12 protein-coding genes are annotated in these 15,896 nt (G+C 72.2%); 10 read left to right on the plus strand and 2 right to left on the minus strand.

The genetic code is table 11. The features are described 5' to 3' along the window. Positions 1 to 208 precede the first annotated feature (208 nt). Entirely contained in the window at positions 209 to 1,531 is a 1,323-nt protein-coding gene (locus CIK81_RS07865; RefSeq protein ID WP_114306442.1) for a CoA transferase, read from the plus strand. Between the two features lie 79 nt (positions 1,532 to 1,610). On the opposite strand, the gene CIK81_RS07870 is transcribed toward CIK81_RS07865, so the two are convergent. Continuing rightward, on the minus strand, positions 1,611 to 4,985 hold the full coding sequence (locus CIK81_RS07870) for a DEAD/DEAH box helicase (protein WP_114307707.1): 3,375 nt from the start codon (positions 4,983 to 4,985) through the stop codon (positions 1,611 to 1,613). Between the two features lie 147 nt (positions 4,986 to 5,132). On the opposite strand from CIK81_RS07870, the gene glmM reads away from it, so the two are divergent. Further along, positions 5,133 to 6,479, plus strand: coding sequence for a phosphoglucosamine mutase (gene glmM / locus CIK81_RS07875; protein WP_114355601.1), 1,347 nt, complete (start codon positions 5,133 to 5,135; stop codon positions 6,477 to 6,479). Between the two features lie 550 nt (positions 6,480 to 7,029). Here the strand turns inward: glmM and coaA are convergent. Further along, a complete protein-coding gene (gene coaA, locus CIK81_RS07880) occupies positions 7,030 to 7,986 on the minus strand; it encodes a type I pantothenate kinase (RefSeq protein WP_096166267.1) in 957 nt (318 codons plus the stop codon). Positions 7,987 to 8,105: 119 nt separating this feature from the next. Here coaA and CIK81_RS18340 point away from each other — a divergent pair, with 119 nt between their 5' ends. The 8 genes from CIK81_RS18340 to CIK81_RS07920 all read left to right on the plus strand — a co-directional run bounded on the left by CIK81_RS18340 (position 8,106) and on the right by CIK81_RS07920 (position 15,700). Beyond that, positions 8,106 to 8,399, plus strand: coding sequence for a hypothetical protein (locus CIK81_RS18340; protein WP_176485655.1), 294 nt, complete (start codon positions 8,106 to 8,108; stop codon positions 8,397 to 8,399). 124 nt (positions 8,400 to 8,523) lie between these two features. Further along, positions 8,524 to 10,401, plus strand: coding sequence for a glutamine--fructose-6-phosphate transaminase (isomerizing) (gene glmS / locus CIK81_RS07890; RefSeq protein ID WP_096166266.1), 1,878 nt, complete (start codon positions 8,524 to 8,526; stop codon positions 10,399 to 10,401). A 218-nt stretch (positions 10,402 to 10,619) separates the two neighbouring features. Further along, positions 10,620 to 11,225: a holo-ACP synthase gene (locus tag CIK81_RS07895; RefSeq protein ID WP_096166265.1), complete on the plus strand. Its 606-nt coding sequence runs from the start codon at positions 10,620 to 10,622 to the stop codon at positions 11,223 to 11,225. Further along, the gene (locus CIK81_RS07900; protein WP_241964072.1) at positions 11,222 to 12,706 is read left to right on the plus strand and encodes a bifunctional ADP-dependent NAD(P)H-hydrate dehydratase/NAD(P)H-hydrate epimerase; all 1,485 of its coding nucleotides are present in this window, start codon (positions 11,222 to 11,224) and stop codon (positions 12,704 to 12,706) included. Before CIK81_RS07895 ends, CIK81_RS07900 begins: the two co-directional genes overlap by 4 nt. 13 nt (positions 12,707 to 12,719) lie before the next feature. Then, a complete protein-coding gene (gene alr / locus CIK81_RS07905; RefSeq protein WP_096166263.1) occupies positions 12,720 to 13,892 on the plus strand; it encodes an alanine racemase in 1,173 nt (390 codons plus the stop codon). After that, positions 13,889 to 14,455 (plus strand): tRNA (adenosine(37)-N6)-threonylcarbamoyltransferase complex ATPase subunit type 1 TsaE, encoded by a 567-nt coding sequence (tsaE, locus tag CIK81_RS07910; RefSeq protein ID WP_096197717.1) that lies wholly within the window; start codon positions 13,889 to 13,891, stop codon positions 14,453 to 14,455. Before alr ends, tsaE begins: the two co-directional genes overlap by 4 nt. Beyond that, positions 14,455 to 15,147 (plus strand): tRNA (adenosine(37)-N6)-threonylcarbamoyltransferase complex dimerization subunit type 1 TsaB, encoded by a 693-nt coding sequence (gene tsaB / locus CIK81_RS07915; protein ID WP_096197718.1) that lies wholly within the window; start codon positions 14,455 to 14,457, stop codon positions 15,145 to 15,147. Before tsaE ends, tsaB begins: the two co-directional genes overlap by 1 nt. A 1-nt stretch (position 15,148) precedes the next feature. After that, complete coding sequence (locus tag CIK81_RS07920; protein ID WP_096197719.1) at positions 15,149 to 15,700, plus strand: GNAT family N-acetyltransferase; 552 nt, start codon at positions 15,149 to 15,151, stop codon at positions 15,698 to 15,700. The last annotated feature ends 196 nt before the right edge of the window (positions 15,701 to 15,896 follow it).

Below are 15,896 nucleotides of genomic sequence, written 5' to 3' on the forward strand. Positions count from 1 at the left end.
CCCCGTCCGAGCCCGCCGACGGGGCCCGGCACCCCTCCCGGAGAGAGGACCGGGAGACGGACCCGGCAGACGGGAGAGCGCGGCGCAGGGCGTCCGGGTGCCCCGGTGTCCGGGCGTCCGGGTGCCCCGGCGTCCGGGTGTCCGGGTGTCCGGCCGTGCGGGCGCGTGGAGGCTTCCGCCGGGGAGGCGGGGTGTCTACGCTCCGGGGATGGACGAACTCACTCCCCGGCGGTGGTGGACCGGGCCCTTCGACGTCGAGCGGCTCGCCGGGGAGGCGGTGGAGGGACTGCGCGAGGCGGCCGACGAACTCGCCACCTCGCGCGGGTTCGAGGTGGCTCTCGGAACCACTCCGGAGCTGATCGCCGCCTCCTTCGCCGCGTACGAGAATCTGCGACGGGACGGCCGTGCCCCCGCCGCATGGGCGGAGCTGTCAGGATTCGTCGCCGCCCGGGACGGCTGGGTGCGCCTGCATGGCAACTATCCGCACCATGCTGCCGTGATCCGTGAGGTGCTCGGTGTCGACGGGCGGCGAGGGCTCGAGCGCGCCGCCTCGCGCTGGGACGCATCGGACTTGGAGGAGGCCATCACCGCGGCCGGCGGCGTCGCTGTGGCGGTTCGCACCCGTACGCAATGGGAGGCGCATCCTCAGGCGCGGGCGGCGTCCGATGCGCCGTGGTCCGAGGTGAGCGATCGCGGAGACCGCCCCGGATCGGGCGGACCTGCGGACCGACGCGCTGGACGCGGAGCGGGGCACGGGGGCTTCGAGGCGGCCGACGGACACGAGCGCGGGGGAAGAAACCTGCTCGAGGGTGTGCGAGTGCTCGACCTGACTCGGGTCATCGCAGGGCCCACCTGTTCGCAGGTGCTCGCCTGCCTGGGGGCGGACGTGCTGCGCATCGATCCGCCGCAGCGACCGGAGATCCTCGAGCAGCACCTCTCCACCAGCATGGGGAAGCGCTCCGCAGAGGTCGATCTGCGCCGTGACGCTGATCGGGTGCGGACTCTCGCTGCAGACGCCGACGTCATCCTGACCGGGTACCGTCCCGGTGCTCTGGAGCGATTCGGCCTGGGGACGGAGGCGCTCGAGGCGATCGCCCCGCAGGCCGTCATCGTCTCGCTCTCCGCCTGGGGCGAGGGCGGGCCCTGGGGGAGACGCATCGGTTTCGACTCCATCGTGCAGGCGGCCACCGGCATCGCCGTCGACTGCGGCACGGCGGACCGTCCCGGCGCGCTGCCGGTGCAAGCGCTGGACCATGCGAGCGGTCATCTCATGGCCGCACGGGTCCTCGAAGCCCTGGCCCGTTCCCGTGCGTGCACGATCCGGATCAGCCTGCTCGGTGCTGCTCACCAGCTGCTTTCCGGGCCTCCTCCGCCCGAGGTGGAACCGGCAGCCCTCGGGATCCCGCGTGTGCGGCTCGACTCCGCCGTCGGGACGCTCGACCTCGTGCCGCCTCCCCTCCTGATCGACGGTCGCACGATCGAACGACCCGTCGGGGACTACGGCGCCGCGGACGCGTCCTGGCGAGGATGATCGCCCGACGATCCCGGGAGAGCAGCCGTCGAGCCCGGCCGAGCATCGAACGGAGAGGGCCGTCCGGCCCGGCGCAGGCTCAGCCGAGCAGCTCGCGGATGTCGTCGGCCGTCATCGCGGAGCGGAAGGCGTCCCCACCGTCGGTGAAGGCGTCGAACAGCTCGGCCTTGCGGCGCTGCAGCGCGAGCACCTTCTCCTCGATCGTGTCCTCGGCGACCATCCGATAGACCATGACCTGGCGCTCCTGACCGATGCGGTGGGCACGGTCCACGGCCTGGTTCTCAGCCGCCGGGTTCCACCACGGGTCCAGCAGGAACACGTAGTCCGCCTCGGTGAGGGTGAGGCCGAAGCCGCCCGCCTTCAGCGAGATGAGGAACACCGGGGCGTCGCCCTCGCGGAAGCCGGCCACGGCGCCGTCGCGGTCCCGGGTGGAGCCGTCGAGGTGCGCATAGCCGATGCCGCGTGCGGAGAGCTCGTCGGCCACGCGGTCCAGGTACGAGGTGAACTGGCTGAACAGCAGCACCCGGTGACCCCCGCCGATGACCTCCTCGAGCCGGTCGAACAGAGCCTCCAGCTTGGAGCTGGGCACATCGGCGTAGGCCTCGGCATCGACCAGGCCGGGATCGATCGCCATCATCCGCAGCAGGGTGAGGGAGCGGAACACGATGAACCGCTGCCGGTCCAGGTCGGTGTCCAGGATGCCTAGCACCTTCTTGCGCTCGCGCTGCAGCACCGAGTCGTACACCGCCCGGTGCTCCTCGCCGAGGGTCACGGTGAGCACCTCCTCGTGCTTCGGAGGCAGCTCGGTGGCCACCAGCTCCTTGGTGCGGCGCAGCAGGAACGGACGCACCCGTCGGCGCAGGAGCTCCATCCGGTCGGGATGCTCGCCGGTCTCGATCGGCAGCGTGTAGCGCTGGCGGAAGCCGTTCGCGCCGCCGAGCAGACCGGGGGTGACCAGGTCGAGGATCGACCAGAGGTCGTCCAGCGAGTTCTCCATCGGGGTGCCGGTGATCGCGAGCCGGAAATCGGCGCGCACGCCCTTGGCGGCACGGTGCGTGCGGGAGCGACGGTTCTTCACGAACTGCGCCTCGTCGAGCACGAAGCCCTGGAACGGGCGGGCGGCGAAGTCCTCCTCATCGATGCGCAGCACGGCGTAGCTGGTGACCACCACGTCGGCGCCGGCGATCTCGGAGGCCAGGTCCGCGCCACGAGCGGCGCGGGTGCGGTCCAGGACGCGCACGTCCAGACCCGGAGTGAAGCGCTCCGCCTCGCGCCGCCAGACGGGCAGCACGGAGGAGGGCGCCACGACGAGGAACGGGGGAGCGGAGGCGGCGCCCGCAGCACCCGCAGCACCCGCAGCGTCTGCTGCGCCCGCGGCACCCGAAGCGCCTGCCCGTTCCCGGGCGTGGGCGATGAGGGCGAGGGTCTGGACGGTCTTGCCCAGGCCCATGTCGTCGGCCAGCACGCCGCCCAGGCCGTGGGCGAACAGGAAGGCCAGCCAGGAGTAGCCCTCGAGTTGGTAGGGGCGCAGCTCGGCATGCAGTGCGTCGGGCAGAGCCGGCGCGGAGGTCTCCGCGAGCTCCTTTGCGCGGCCGACGGTGCGATCCCACTCGGCGCTGGCATCCGTCTCGTCGGCCATCTCCTCGAGGTCGTTCCACATCTCGACCTGGAAGCGGCTGAGGCTCTGGCGCTCGGGCTCCCACTCCGCGAGCGCCTCGCCCTCACGGATCAGCTCGCGCAGCGTGTCGAAGGCCGGATGGTCCAGCGAGAAGTAGGTCTTGTCCGGGAGCAGGAGCTTGCTGCGGCCGCGGGCGAGCGCGACGAACAGCGAGGGGAAGGGGATCGAACGCCCCTCGATCGTGATCTCGAAGCCGAGGTCGAACCAGTCGTGCTTGCCGGGGGACGCCTGCTGGGTGACCCGCACCTTTGGCGCGCCGTCGAGCTCGCGGTAGCTGTGGCGGGTGCCGACGACTTCCGTCTCGACATGGTCCATCGCGTCGAGCGCGTCGAGCACGTGCTCGGAGAACAGGGCGGTGTCGGGACCGCTGAGCAGCTCGGGCGTCTCCGAGCCCGCCTGGGGCCACAGCGTCATCGCCTCGGCGACCACCGCCTCCTCATGGGCGATGTCCCGGTGCGCCCCCTGGCGCTGGTCGATCGGCAGCACCCGGTCGGGGTCGTGATAGTGCCACGACCACCGCAGCGTGAGCCGGTCGCCGGAGGCATAGGACGCCGTCAGACGCAGGCTGGGGCGCCGCGCCGCCGGGAGCGGGACGCTGCCGTCCACGCTGGTCACCGAGGTGAGGGAGCGCAGCTTCGGGTACGCGACCTCGAGGAACGACTCGCGATCGGCCGCGGGGACCCGCAGCGGCCGACGGCGCTGCAGCAGCGGCCGCAGGGTGCGCGGAACCGGTGAGGGCAGGGGAGCGATCCGGGCGGCGAGGGCGTCCTCGCCGTGCGGTGCGACGTCGAGCACCCCGGCGGCGCCCATCAGCCGGGCATGCGGTGCGCGCTCGCCCTCGAGGTCCACGCGCGGCGTCACGTCGAGGTCGCCGGACTCGTCGACGACCTGCAGGTCGAGACCCGCATCGGCACTGCTCAGCAGGGTGATCGAGGTCAGACCGCTGCCGGGGAGGAACTCCACGCCGGCGTCGCGAGCATGGACCAGGGACTGCCACAGCAGGGGCGAGGTGATCGTGTTCAGCCACAGATGATCGATCGCCCCGCTGGAATAGGAGCGCTCGGCGGAGGCGGAGGCGAACACGCGGGTGAGGGCCTCGGACTGCACGGCGTCGTACTCGCGGCCGCCCAGGCGGCCCTCGAAGGTCCGCCAGGACAGCTCCCCCTTGATCCAGGTGCCCTTGCGGCCGCGGGTCAGGGGACGCACTCCCAGCCAGAGGTCGGCGTCGGAGTCGAGATCCGCCGCCGTGGCGGGCTCGCGGTTCTGACGGGACGCTCCGGCGCCGCCGGTGCCGGCCTCGAGATCGAAACGGATCGCCAGCGGACGCGGAGCGGTCGCCGGAGCGCCGGTGCGTGAGCTGGTGCCGGCCAGCAGGGGGCGCAGCACGCTGCGCCATTCGGCCGGCGGCGCGGACTTCTCGGCCCGGTCCCCGAGGTCGTTGAGCCGGTACAGGAGCGCGGCGACGTGCTCGCAGCTCCCCTCCGACGGGCAGCTGCACTGGGAGCCGCGCGGGCGCCAGAGCCCTCCGGGGGCCGACGGCAGGAACCGCCGGGAGACGGAGTCGTCGGCATATTCCTCGAGCAGGACCCGGGCGTGCTGGACGGTTCCGCCGTCATCGGTGACGTCCGCGGTGACCGTCGAGGACTCGCCGTCCCAGACGAGATCCTCGACACGCCCGCCGCGGGCTCGCGCGAGTCCTCGGCCCGCGGAGCGGTCGCCCACGTGGTGGCTGATCGCCGACGGCAGCAGACGGGGGAGGAGGACTGGATCAGGCATAGCTACCAAAGTAACTGCGCCGCGGCCTTCATGCCGGGACGGCGGCGTCTCAGCGGGTAGTCTCACAGCGAACTCCTGGCCCGGGCCGTGCTCCACGGCGGGCCCCGCCGGGACGATGACATCCCCGTCCTCGTGAGGAGAACACCTGTGGCACGACTGTTCGGAACCGATGGAGTGCGCGGCCGCGCGAACGTCGACATCACCGCTGAGCTCGCGGTCGAGCTGTCCGTGGGCGCCGCTCACGTGCTGGGCACCCTGGGAGCCTTCGGCGGCACGCGCCCCCGGGCGATCGTCGCGCGCGATCCGCGCCCGTCGGGGGACTTCCTCTCCGCGGCGGTCTGCGCCGGACTCGCCGCCGCCGGGGTCGACGTGCTCGACGCCGAGGTGCTGCCCACCCCGGGCCTGGCCTACCTGGTCCAGTCCACCGGGGCGGACCTGGGCGTGATGATCTCCGCATCGCACAACCCTGCGCCGGACAACGGCATCAAGTTCTTCGCGCGCGGCGGCGTCAAGCTGCCCGACGAGGTCGAGGACGCCATCGAGGCCCGCCTCGGCGAGGAGTGGGACCGTCCGCAGGGCACCGAGGTCGGCTCGATCTCCCGCTACGAGGGTGCCGTCGAGGCGTACGTCGAGCATCTCGTCTCCACCCTGGACCGCTCCCTCGAGGGCCTCACGGTCGTGGCGGACTGCGCGAACGGCGCCGCGAGCGTCACCGGACCGCTGGCCCTGCGCGCGGCCGGCGCGACCGTGCACGTGATCGGCGATCGCAGCGACGACGGACTGATCAACGACGGCGTCGGCTCCACCCACCTCGAGCCCCTCCAGGCGGCGGTGCGCGAATACGGTGCGGACATCGGCGTCGCGTTCGACGGCGACGCGGACCGCTGCCTCGCGGTCGACGCCGACGGCGCGGTCATCGACGGCGACCAGATCATGGGGATCCTCGCCCTGGACCTCAAGGAGCGGGGCAAGCTCCACGACAGCACCCTCGTGGTGACGGTCATGAGCAACCTCGGCCTGAAGCTCGCCATGCGTGAGCACGGCATCATCCTGGGTCAGACGGGTGTGGGCGACCGCTACGTGCTGGAGGAGATGAACCTCGGCGGCTTCTCCATCGGCGGCGAGCAGTCCGGCCACGTCATCATCGCCGAGCACGCCACCACCGGGGACGGCGAGCTGACCGCTCTGCACCTGCTGCAGCGCATGGCCGAGACCGGCCGCACCTCCCGCGAGCTGGCCGACGTCATGACCCGCCTCCCGCAGGCGCTCCTCAACGTCAAGAACGTCGACAAGGCGCGCGCCACGATCGACCGCGGCGTGCTCGACGCCGTCGCCGCCGCCGAGACGGAGCTGGGCGAGACCGGTCGCGTGCTGCTGCGCCCGTCCGGCACCGAGCCCGTCGTGCGGGTGATGGTCGAAGCACCGTCCGACGAGGTCGCCACCGAGATGGCCGGGCGCCTGGCCACGATCGTCCGCGACCGCGTCGGCCTCTGACTGCGCTGGCGCCTGACTGCGCTGGCGTCTGACTGCGCTGGCGTCTGATCGCGCTGGCGTCTGCGTCCGCCCCTGATCGTGCCGACCTCTGACCGCGCTGGCCTCTGGCACTGCGGCCCACATCCGGCCGCTGACTCCCCGCGCCCCGGCTCCTGCAGGCGGCCCGGCACCCCACGTCGCCCCGACACTGCACGGCGCCGGGGCCTCGCGGCGTTCCGGCCCTTGCAAGCCGCCCGGGTCCAGCCCACGGCCGGAACCTCACGGCGTTCCGGCTCGCCGAGGTGCCCAGGGCGGGCCGTGGCGCCTCTGCCACCGAGTTATGTACCGCTACGACCGATGCTCGGCCCGGCATCGGTCGTAGCGGTACATTTCTCGCCGCTTGCCGCTTGCCGCTTGCCGCTCGCCGATTGCCACTTGCCACTCGCCGCTCGTCGCTCGTCGCTCGCCGATTGCCACTTGCCACTCGCTCCTCGCCGCTCGCTCGTTGCGGGTGGATGCAGGTCGCGCGCGGTGCGGCGCACCCTGCAGGGTGCGAAGGGAGCAGGCGGGCTCAGACCTTGCGCATGAGGACCGAGTGCACGTGGTGGCTGCCGTCCTTGCGCAGCACGAGGTCCGCGCGGCCGCGGGTGGGGAGCACGTTCTCGGTGAGGTTCGGGCCGTTGATGGTGCGCCAGATCCGCTGCGCCGTCTGCACGGCCTGCTCATCGGAGAGGTCGGCGTAGCGCCGGAAGTAGGAGCGGGGGTCGGAGAACGCGGTGCGTCGCAGCTGGAGGAAGCGGTCGACGTACCAGCGCTGGACGTCCTCGACCCGAGCGTCGACGTAGACGGAGAAGTCGAAGAAGTCCGAGACCGCCATGCCCAGGCGTCCGTCGCGACGGGGGCGGGCCGGCTGCAGCACGTTCAGGCCTTCGAGGATCAGCACGTCGGGCTGCTCGACCACCACGCGCTCGTCCTCGAGGATGTCGTAGGTCAGGTGGGAGTACACCGGAGCCTCCACGCGGTCATGACCGGACTTCACGTCGGCCACGAAGCGCAGCAGGCCGCGGCGGTCATAGCTCTCCGGGAAGCCCTTGCGGTCCATGATCCCGCGTGCTTCGAGCTCGGCGTTGGGCAGCAGGAACCCGTCGGTCGTCACCAGCTGCACCTGCGGGGTCTCGGGCCAGCGGGCCATCAGCTCGCGCAGGAGGCGGGCGGTGGTCGACTTGCCGACGGCCACGGAACCGGCGACGCCGATGATGTACGGGGTGCGCTGCTGGGGCTGGGCGAGGAAGTCCTCGCGTGCGCGCCGCAGGGTCTGCGCCGCGGCGACCTGGATGTTCAGCAGGCGCGAGATCGGTCGGTAGACGGCATCGACCTCCTGGAGGTCGATGCGCTCGCCGAGACCGCGCAGACGGGTGACGTCCGCTTCGACCAGCGGCAGGGGGGTCTGTCGGGACAGCCGTGCCCAGTCCTCCCGCGGGATCTCCTCGAACGGGGTGACGGTGCTCGACGCTGAACCGGCCTTCATGTCGGCAATTCTCCCAGCATCGGGGACCGTTTCTCGCCATCTGGCTGTGAGAAGCGACCCGGAAGCGCAGGAAAAGTGCGCCGACAGCGTGCCGAGCCCGCGCCGAAGGAGCGTCGGCGGTGCGCCCAGGGCACCGTCGCGAGTGCGCCGAGTGCGCCGAGTGCGCCGAGGACGCCGTCGCGGGCGCGCTGGGGTCGCCCTCGTCGGCCGATACCGACCCTGATGCCTATGCCGAGCCCAATCCCGATCCCGATCCCGATCCTGAGCCCGATCCCAATCCCGATCCCGAGCCCAATCCCGACCCCGATCCTGATGCCGACCCCGAGCCCGAGCCCGATGCCGACCCCGATCCCGGACCGGCGAGGCGGGAGGGCGCGTCGACAAGTCAGTGCATGGACGAGGCCCGTGCATGAACGTGACCGACCGTGCTCACGTTCGACCATCCCCGGGCAGGGGACCCGGCAGAGGTGAGGAAGGCCTCGCGGCAGAACGGCCCTGGGCCCGAGAATCGGGGCGCTGATCATTAGCGTGAGCAGCATGTGTGGAATCGTCGGATACGCAGGCCCGAAGGCCTCAGCCCCCTCCTCCCGTCCCGTGGACGTCGCCCTCCAGGGCCTCGCCCGCCTCGAGTACCGCGGATACGACTCCGCCGGTGTCGCCGTGATCGATGACGACGCCGTGCGCGTCACCAAGCGCGCCGGCAAGCTCGCCAACCTCCGCGAGGCGCTCGCCAAGAGCTCCGGCAGCACCGAGACCACCGGGCGCGTCGCGATCGCCCATACCCGCTGGGCGACCCACGGCGGCCCCACCGACACCAACGCCCATCCCCACCTCGGCGGCCACGACCACGAGCTCGCCGTCGTGCACAACGGGATCATCGAGAACTTCGCGACCCTGCGCGCCGACCTCGAGGCTGACGGCTTCCGCTTCGCCTCCGAGACCGACTCCGAAGCCGCCGCCCACCTGGTGGCGCGCGAGATGACGCAGACCGGCGACCTCACCGAGGCGATGCGCCGCGCCGCCGCCTCCCTCGAGGGCGCCTTCACCCTCCTGGCCGTGCACCGCGATGCCCCGGACACCGTGGTCGCCGCCCGCCGCAACTCCCCGCTGGTGGTCGGTCTCGGTGACGGCGAGAACTTCCTCGGCTCGGACGTCGCCGCCTTCGTCGACTCCACCAAGGAGGCGCTCGAGATCGGTCAGGACCAGGTCGTCACCGTCACCGCGGACGACGTGCGGATCATCGGCTTCGATGGCGCGGAGGTCACCGACGCCGCGCGCTACACGATCGAGTGGGACGCCGCGGCCGCCCAGAAGGGCGGCTACCCCTCCTTCATGGCCAAGGAGATCCACGAGCAGGCCGGCGCCGTGGCCGACACCTTGCTGGGACGCCTGGAGAACGGCTCCCTCAAGCTCGACGAGATGGACATCGACCCCTCCGTGCTGCGCAGCGTCGACAAGATCGTCGTCGTCGCCTGCGGCACCGCCGCCAATGCCGGTGCCGTCGCGAAGTACGCGATCGAGCATTGGTGCCGTATCCCCACCGAGGTGGAGCTCGCCCATGAGTTCCGCTATCGCGATCCCGTCGTCACCGAGAAGACCCTCGTGGTGGCCATCTCGCAGTCCGGCGAGACCATGGACACCCTGATGGCCGTGCGCCACGCCCGTGAGCAGGGCGCCAAGGTCATCGCCCTGTGCAACACCCGTGGCTCGACCATCCCGCGAGAATCCGACGCCGCGCTGTACCTGCACGTCGGCCCCGAGATCGCCGTCGCCTCGACGAAGGCCTATCTCGGCCAGATCGCTGCCTGCTACCTGCTGGGCCTGTTCCTGGCCCAGGTGCGCGGCAACCTCTACCCCGACGAGATCGCGGCGCTCATGAGCGATCTCGAGCAGATCCCCGACCAGATCCAGCAGGTGCTGGACAGCTCCTCCCAGGTCGAGCGGCTCGCCCAGGACATGAAGGACGCCACGAGCGTGCTGTTCCTGGGCCGCCACGTCGGCTACCCGACCGCCATGGAGGGCGCGCTCAAGCTCAAGGAGATCGCCTACATCCACGCCGAGGGCTTCGCCGCCGGCGAGCTCAAGCACGGTCCGATCGCACTGGTCGAGGAGGGGCAGCCGGTGTTCGTCATCGTGCCCTCCCCGAACGGTCGCCACTCGCTGCACTCCAAGGTGGTCTCGAACATTCAGGAGGTGCGCGCCCGCGGTGCCCGCACCCTGGTGATCGCCGAGGAGGGCGACGACGCGGTGGTGCCCTACGCCGACGAGGTGATCCGGGTGCCCGCCACCCGCACCCTGTTCGCCGCGCTGCTCACCGTGATCCCGCTGCAGATCTTCTCGTGCGAGCTCGCGACCGCGAAGGGCCTGGACGTGGACCAGCCGCGCAACCTCGCGAAGTCGGTCACCGTCGAGTGATCGATCGCGATCGACCCTGAGTGAGCGTCCGTGAGCGACTCCCAGGAGCAGCTCTCACGAACGCTCCCCGAACGACCCTCACGAGCGACCCTCACGAGCGACGCCCGCAAGCGACTGCCGCGAGTGATGCCCGGCGGCCAGAGATGCTCGCAGCGGCGGGCACGAGCCTGTGACCTGCGCTCTCACCGACTCCCTGGTCCGAGTGTGATACTGCGAGGATGAGCAGTTTCCCGACCGCGACGCCGATGCCCGGCCCCGATGACGACTTCGGGGGCCGGGCGTTCGCGCCCCGTGAGGACGGCACCGTGGTGGGCGTGGGCATCGACGTCGTGGAGATCCCGCGGCTGTCGGCGATGCTCGAGCGCACCCCGGCACTGCTGGCGCGCCTGTTCACCCCGCGCGAGCGTGACCTCTCCGACGCCTCCCGCGCCGCCCGCGTTGCCGCGAAGGAGGCCGTGGGCAAGGCGCTCGGTGCCCCCGGGGACTTCTCCTGGCAGGACGTCACCGTCGAGCGCACGACGGTCCGCCGACCTTTCCTGCGACTGCGCGGGGCGACCCTGCGCGCGGCCGAGGCAGCGGGCGTGGAGCATCTGCACCTGTCGCTCTCGCACGACGGGCACATCGCCACGGCGATCGTCGTCGCCGAGCGCGGTGCCGGCACCGCAGGGTCGTCGCCGACCGGGCTCGCCGGGCCCGGGCTGCTCGACGCGACGCGAGCAGCCCGACCTGACGCGACCGGTTCTGCGGACGGAGGATCCACCGATGAAGGATCCGCCGACGCAGGATCTGCGGACGAAGGACCTGCCGACGAGGGGGAGTCATGATCACCGGATACACCGCCCAGGCCATCCGCTCTGCCGAGGAGCCGCTGCTCGCGGCCGGTGAGGCTCTCATGCAGCGTGCGGCCCGTGCCCTCGCCGGGCGCATCGCGGAACGCCTGCGCACTCGGGAGGAGCCCCGTCTGCTCGTGCTCGCAGGGCGCGGAGCGAACGGCGGCGACGCTCTCCACGCCGCGGCGATCCTGCGTCGCGAGGGCACAGGGATCGACGTGATCGCCACCGGGGACGACCTGCATGTCGAGGGTGAGGATGCGCTCCGCGCTGCCGGTGGCACCGTCCATGCCCTCTCCGATCTCGGCCCCGAGGATCTGCATGAGCGCCTCGCCGACGCCGATCTGGTGCTCGACGCGATGGTCGGCCTCGGAGGGCGCCCCGAGATCCCCGCACGCCTCGCCCCGCTGCTCGAGACGGTGCGACGCAGCGGCGTCCCCGTGCTCGCCGTCGACCTGCCCAGTTTCGTGGATGCGACCACCGGCCGCGCCGCGTCCGGAGCGCTCCCGGCCGTGGAGACCGTGACCTTCGGGGCCGTGAAGGCAGGGCTGCTGCTGCCCGGCGGCGCCGAGCTCGCGGGCGACCTCCACCTGGTCGGCATCGGCGTGGAGGACCAGCTGCCGGTGCAGCCCGCCGTGCAGCGCCTGGAGAGCGCCGACGTCGCCGCGCTGTGGCCGCATCCCGGGCGCGAGGCCAGCAAGTACACGCGCGGGGTGGTCGCGATCGCCGCCGGCAGTCCGCGCTTTCCCGGTGCCGCCGTGCTCGCCGCCTCCGGGGCCGCACGCTCCGGCGCCGGGATGGTGCGACTCATCGCCCCTCAGGAGGTCCTCGACCTCGTGCTGCATACCCGCCCCGAAGTGATCGGGCATCCGAGCACGCATATCGATCTCGAGGAGATCGGGCGCACGCAGGCCCTCGTCGTCGGCCCCGGACTGTCGGGTGAGGATCCTCGCACCCGGGACGGCGTCGACATCCTGGCGGTGGGCGGCGACCTCGAGCGCGGAGTGATCGACGCCGGAGGCCTCGACGCCCTCACGGCGGATCATCGTTTCGGGCAGCACGTCGTCCTCACCCCGCACCGCGGCGAGGCCGAGCGGATCGCCGCCCGGCTCGACGTGGACCCCGGTCTGCCCGGGGCCGACCTCGCCCCCGCTCTCGCGGCCGTGACCGGCGCGACCGTGCTGCTCAAGGGGGCGATCACGCTCATCGCCCCGGGCGACGCGCGACCGCTGCGGCGCGAGGCGCACGACGCCACCTGCAGCTCGCCACCGCCGGCACGGGGGACGTCCTCGCGAGGCGCTCGGGACCCTGCTCGCGCGGCCTGGACGGTCCCGATGCGGCGGCGCGCGCGATCCTCCACGGCCGCGCGCGGCCTCCTCCGGTCCTCCGGGGGCCGCCTGCCCCTGGTCGCCCTGGACGTCGCCGACCGCCTCCCGGCCGCGCTCGGGGCTATCCTGACGGACGCCCTGTCGTGATCCAAGGAGCCCGATGACCATTCCGATCCCCGCCGAGGACCCTCGGCACGTGCCCAACCGGGCCGTGATCGACCCGTCCGCGATCACGCAGAACACGCGTGCGCTGACGGGGCTGCTCGAGGAGCACACCGCCCTGATGGCCGTGGTGAAGGCCGACGGCTACGGCCACGGCATGCTCACCGCGGCCCGCGCCGCCCTCGAGGGCGGCGCCACCTGGCTGGGCGTCGCCCATCCCGCCAGCGCCCTGGCACTGTCCCGCGCCGGTCTCGACGTGAACATCCTGACCTGGCTGTACGAGCCGCACACGGCCGAGACGGTGCTCCCCGAGGTGATCAGCTCGGGGATCAATGTGTCCGTCGGCTCCTCCGCGATGCTCGAGCTGGTCTCCGCCGCCGCCCGCCAGGCGGATCGCCGTGCCCGTGTGCACCTGAAGATCGACACCGGCATGGGACGCAACGGCGTGCTCCCGGAGCAGGTCCGCGAGATCGGTGCGGCCATGCGCGAGGACGACTTCATCGAGATCGCCGCCGCCTGGACCCATCTCACCGATGCGGATGATCCGTCGGACCCCTCCACCGATCAGGAGGTCGCGCGCTTCGACTCCGCCTGCGAGGCGCTCGAAGAGGAGGTGGGGCCGATCCCGCTGCAGCACCTCGCGAACTCCGCAGCCCTGCTCACCCGGCCCGATCTGCACCGCGACCTCGTGCGTCCCGGGATCGCCCTGTACGGCTACCCTCCGGTGCCGACCGACGTGCCGCTGCGCCCGGCGATGACTCTCACCAGCCGGCTCGCGCTGGTCAAGGAGGTCCCGGAGGGGACGACCATCGGCTACGGGCGGATCCGGACCACGGACCGCCGCACTCGACTGGGCCTGGTTCCCATCGGCTACGCCGACGGCCTGCACCGCGTGGCCAGCGACCGCTGCGAGGTGCTCGTGCGCACCGCCTCGGCGGACAGCCGTGCCCTGCAGGTGGGCCGCATCAGCATGGATCAGATCGTCATCGACCTCGGCCCGGACTCCGATGCCTGTGCCGGTGACGAGGTGTTCCTCTTCGGCGACGCCGAGGGAGCGCCTACGGGGCCCGCGGCGACCACGGCCGATGACTGGGCTCGCGCCGCCGGGACCATCCCCTACGAGATCCTCACCTCCGTCGCCGGTCGGGTCTCGCGGGAGGTCCGCGCATGACCGGGAGCGGGAACGGCACCCTCGAGATCCGCACGGTCGACGCCGACGGCACGCGCGCTGTCGCGGTCGCCCTGGCCGCGGTGCTCCGCGCCGGTGACCTGCTCGTCATGGACGGTCCGCTGGGCGCCGGGAAGACCACCTTCACCCAGGGCCTCGGGGACGGCCTGGGCGTGCGCGGCCCCGTCGCCTCCCCGACCTTCGTCATCGAGCGCGTGCACCCCAGCCTCGCCGGCGGCCCCGCCCTCGTGCACGTGGACGCCTACCGCCTCGGTGGGGGAGGGGACATCGACGATCTCGACCTCGACGCCGACCTCGACCAGGCGGTGACCGTCGTCGAATGGGGCCGCGATCGCGTCGAGCACCTCGTGGACTCGTACCTGCTGCTCGAGCTGGAGCGCCCCGACCAGGTCGACGACCCCGACGATCCCGACGAGCCCCGCACCCTGCGGATCACCCCGAGCGGACAGCGCTGGGACGAGGTCGCCCGTGACCAGCTGGCCGCCGCGCTGACACCCGTGGGAGCGCGTCTCACGGAGAGCCCGACCCCTGAGGAGAACCGCTGATGCTGCTGGGAATCGACACCTCCGGCGCGGTGAGCGTCGCCGTCGCCTCGGGCTCCCTCGACGGCGAGCCGACGATCCGTGCTGTGCGCGGGGACGAACGCTCCCGCCATCACGACGAGGTGCTGCTGGCCCTGATCGACGAGGCGATGGCCGCTGCCGGCGCGCAGCGCAGCGACCTCACCGGCATCGTGGTGGGCCGCGGGCCGGGCCCCTTCACCGGACTGCGGGTGGGGCTCGTCGTCGCGCGGAGCATCGCGAGCGTCCTGGACGTGCCGCTGCACGGGCTCAGCTCGCTGGACGCCCTGGCCCATCAGGCGCTCGCCGGAGCCGGCACCGAGAGTGCGAGCGTCGGCGTGGCGCTCGATGCGCGTCGGCGCGAGGTGTACTTCGCGCGATACCGCCGCGACGCCGACGGGCGCGTGACCCGCGAGGCGGAGCCCGCTGTCGCCGCCCCCGCATCGATCGCGGACGAGCTCGCGGCCTGCGACCTGCTGGTCGGCTCCGGCGCCGCGCTCTACCCGGAGCTCCTCCCGGCGACCGCCGAGCTGGTGCATGCGGACGCCGGGCATCTGATCCTCGCCGCCGCGCAGCTGACCGTCCAGGGCACCGACCTCTCCAGCACGGAACCGATGTACCTGCGCGAGCCCGACGCCGCGAAGCCCACAGCCCGCAAGAGCGCGCTGGGCCGCTGAGATGGCGATCCGACCGCAGCAGCCCGGCCGCCGAGCCGACGACCCGGACTCCTCGGGCCCCGGGGAGGCGCCCACGGGCGGACCGATCTCGGGGGAGTGGTCCCTGCGGTCGGCGACGCTCGCCGACGTCGAGGAGATCGCCGTCGCCGAGCTCGACCTGTTCCCCGACGAAGCCTGGAACGTGTTCCAGCTGGCGGAGGAGATCGCGCATCCCGACCGGCGCTACGTGGTCGCCGCCCAGGGGGCCGACGCGACGGGCGAGCTGCTCGGCTACGCCGGGATCATGCTCACCGGCGACCTGGCGGATCTGCACACCATCGGCACCCGCCGCGAGGGAGCAGGAATCGGCCGCGCCCTCCTCGCCTGGTGCGAGGAGCAGGCACGGCGCGGTGGGGCGGAGCGAATGCTGCTCGAGGTGCGGGAGGACAACGACCGCGCGCGAGCCTTCTATGCACGGGCCGGCTACCAGGAGATCGATCGTCGCCGCGGCTACTACCGGATCCGGGGCCGGCGCATCGATGCCCTGGTCATGCAGCGTTCACTGACTGCCTGACTGCCTGACTGCCTGACTGCCTGACTGTGTGACCGGGTGAATGCGTGGCTGCCGACTTCCTGCCGCCTGCCTGGCTGGCTGAGAGCCTGAGCGATCGCGTGCCAGGCGGTTCACCCGTCGGCCGGACCATCGGGGATCCTGATCGGTCGGCCGCTCCATCGCAAGCCCGGCCACCTGTCGAATGCGCAAGCGGCCG

Source organism: Brachybacterium sp. JB7 (assembly GCF_003335205.1).
In the GTDB taxonomy this organism is placed as follows: Bacteria; Actinomycetota; Actinomycetes; order Actinomycetales; family Dermabacteraceae; genus Brachybacterium; species Brachybacterium alimentarium.

Coding starts and splice junctions, on each gene's coding strand:
- CIK81_RS07865 (WP_114306442.1), top strand. CDS start 209: ATGGACGAACTCACTCCCCGGCGGTGGTGGACCGGGCCCTTCGACGTC.
- CIK81_RS07870 (WP_114307707.1), bottom strand. CDS start 4,985: ATGCCTGATCCAGTCCTCCTCCCCCGTCTGCTGCCGTCGGCGATCAGC.
- coaA (WP_096166267.1), bottom strand. CDS start 7,986: ATGAAGGCCGGTTCAGCGTCGAGCACCGTCACCCCGTTCGAGGAGATC.
- glmS (WP_096166266.1), top strand. CDS start 8,524: ATGTGTGGAATCGTCGGATACGCAGGCCCGAAGGCCTCAGCCCCCTCC.
- CIK81_RS07895 (WP_096166265.1), top strand. CDS start 10,620: ATGAGCAGTTTCCCGACCGCGACGCCGATGCCCGGCCCCGATGACGAC.
- CIK81_RS07900 (WP_241964072.1), top strand. CDS start 11,222: ATGATCACCGGATACACCGCCCAGGCCATCCGCTCTGCCGAGGAGCCG.
- alr (WP_096166263.1), top strand. CDS start 12,720: ATGACCATTCCGATCCCCGCCGAGGACCCTCGGCACGTGCCCAACCGG.
- tsaE (WP_096197717.1), top strand. CDS start 13,889: ATGACCGGGAGCGGGAACGGCACCCTCGAGATCCGCACGGTCGACGCC.
- tsaB (WP_096197718.1), top strand. CDS start 14,455: ATGCTGCTGGGAATCGACACCTCCGGCGCGGTGAGCGTCGCCGTCGCC.
- CIK81_RS07920 (WP_096197719.1), top strand. CDS start 15,149: ATGGCGATCCGACCGCAGCAGCCCGGCCGCCGAGCCGACGACCCGGAC.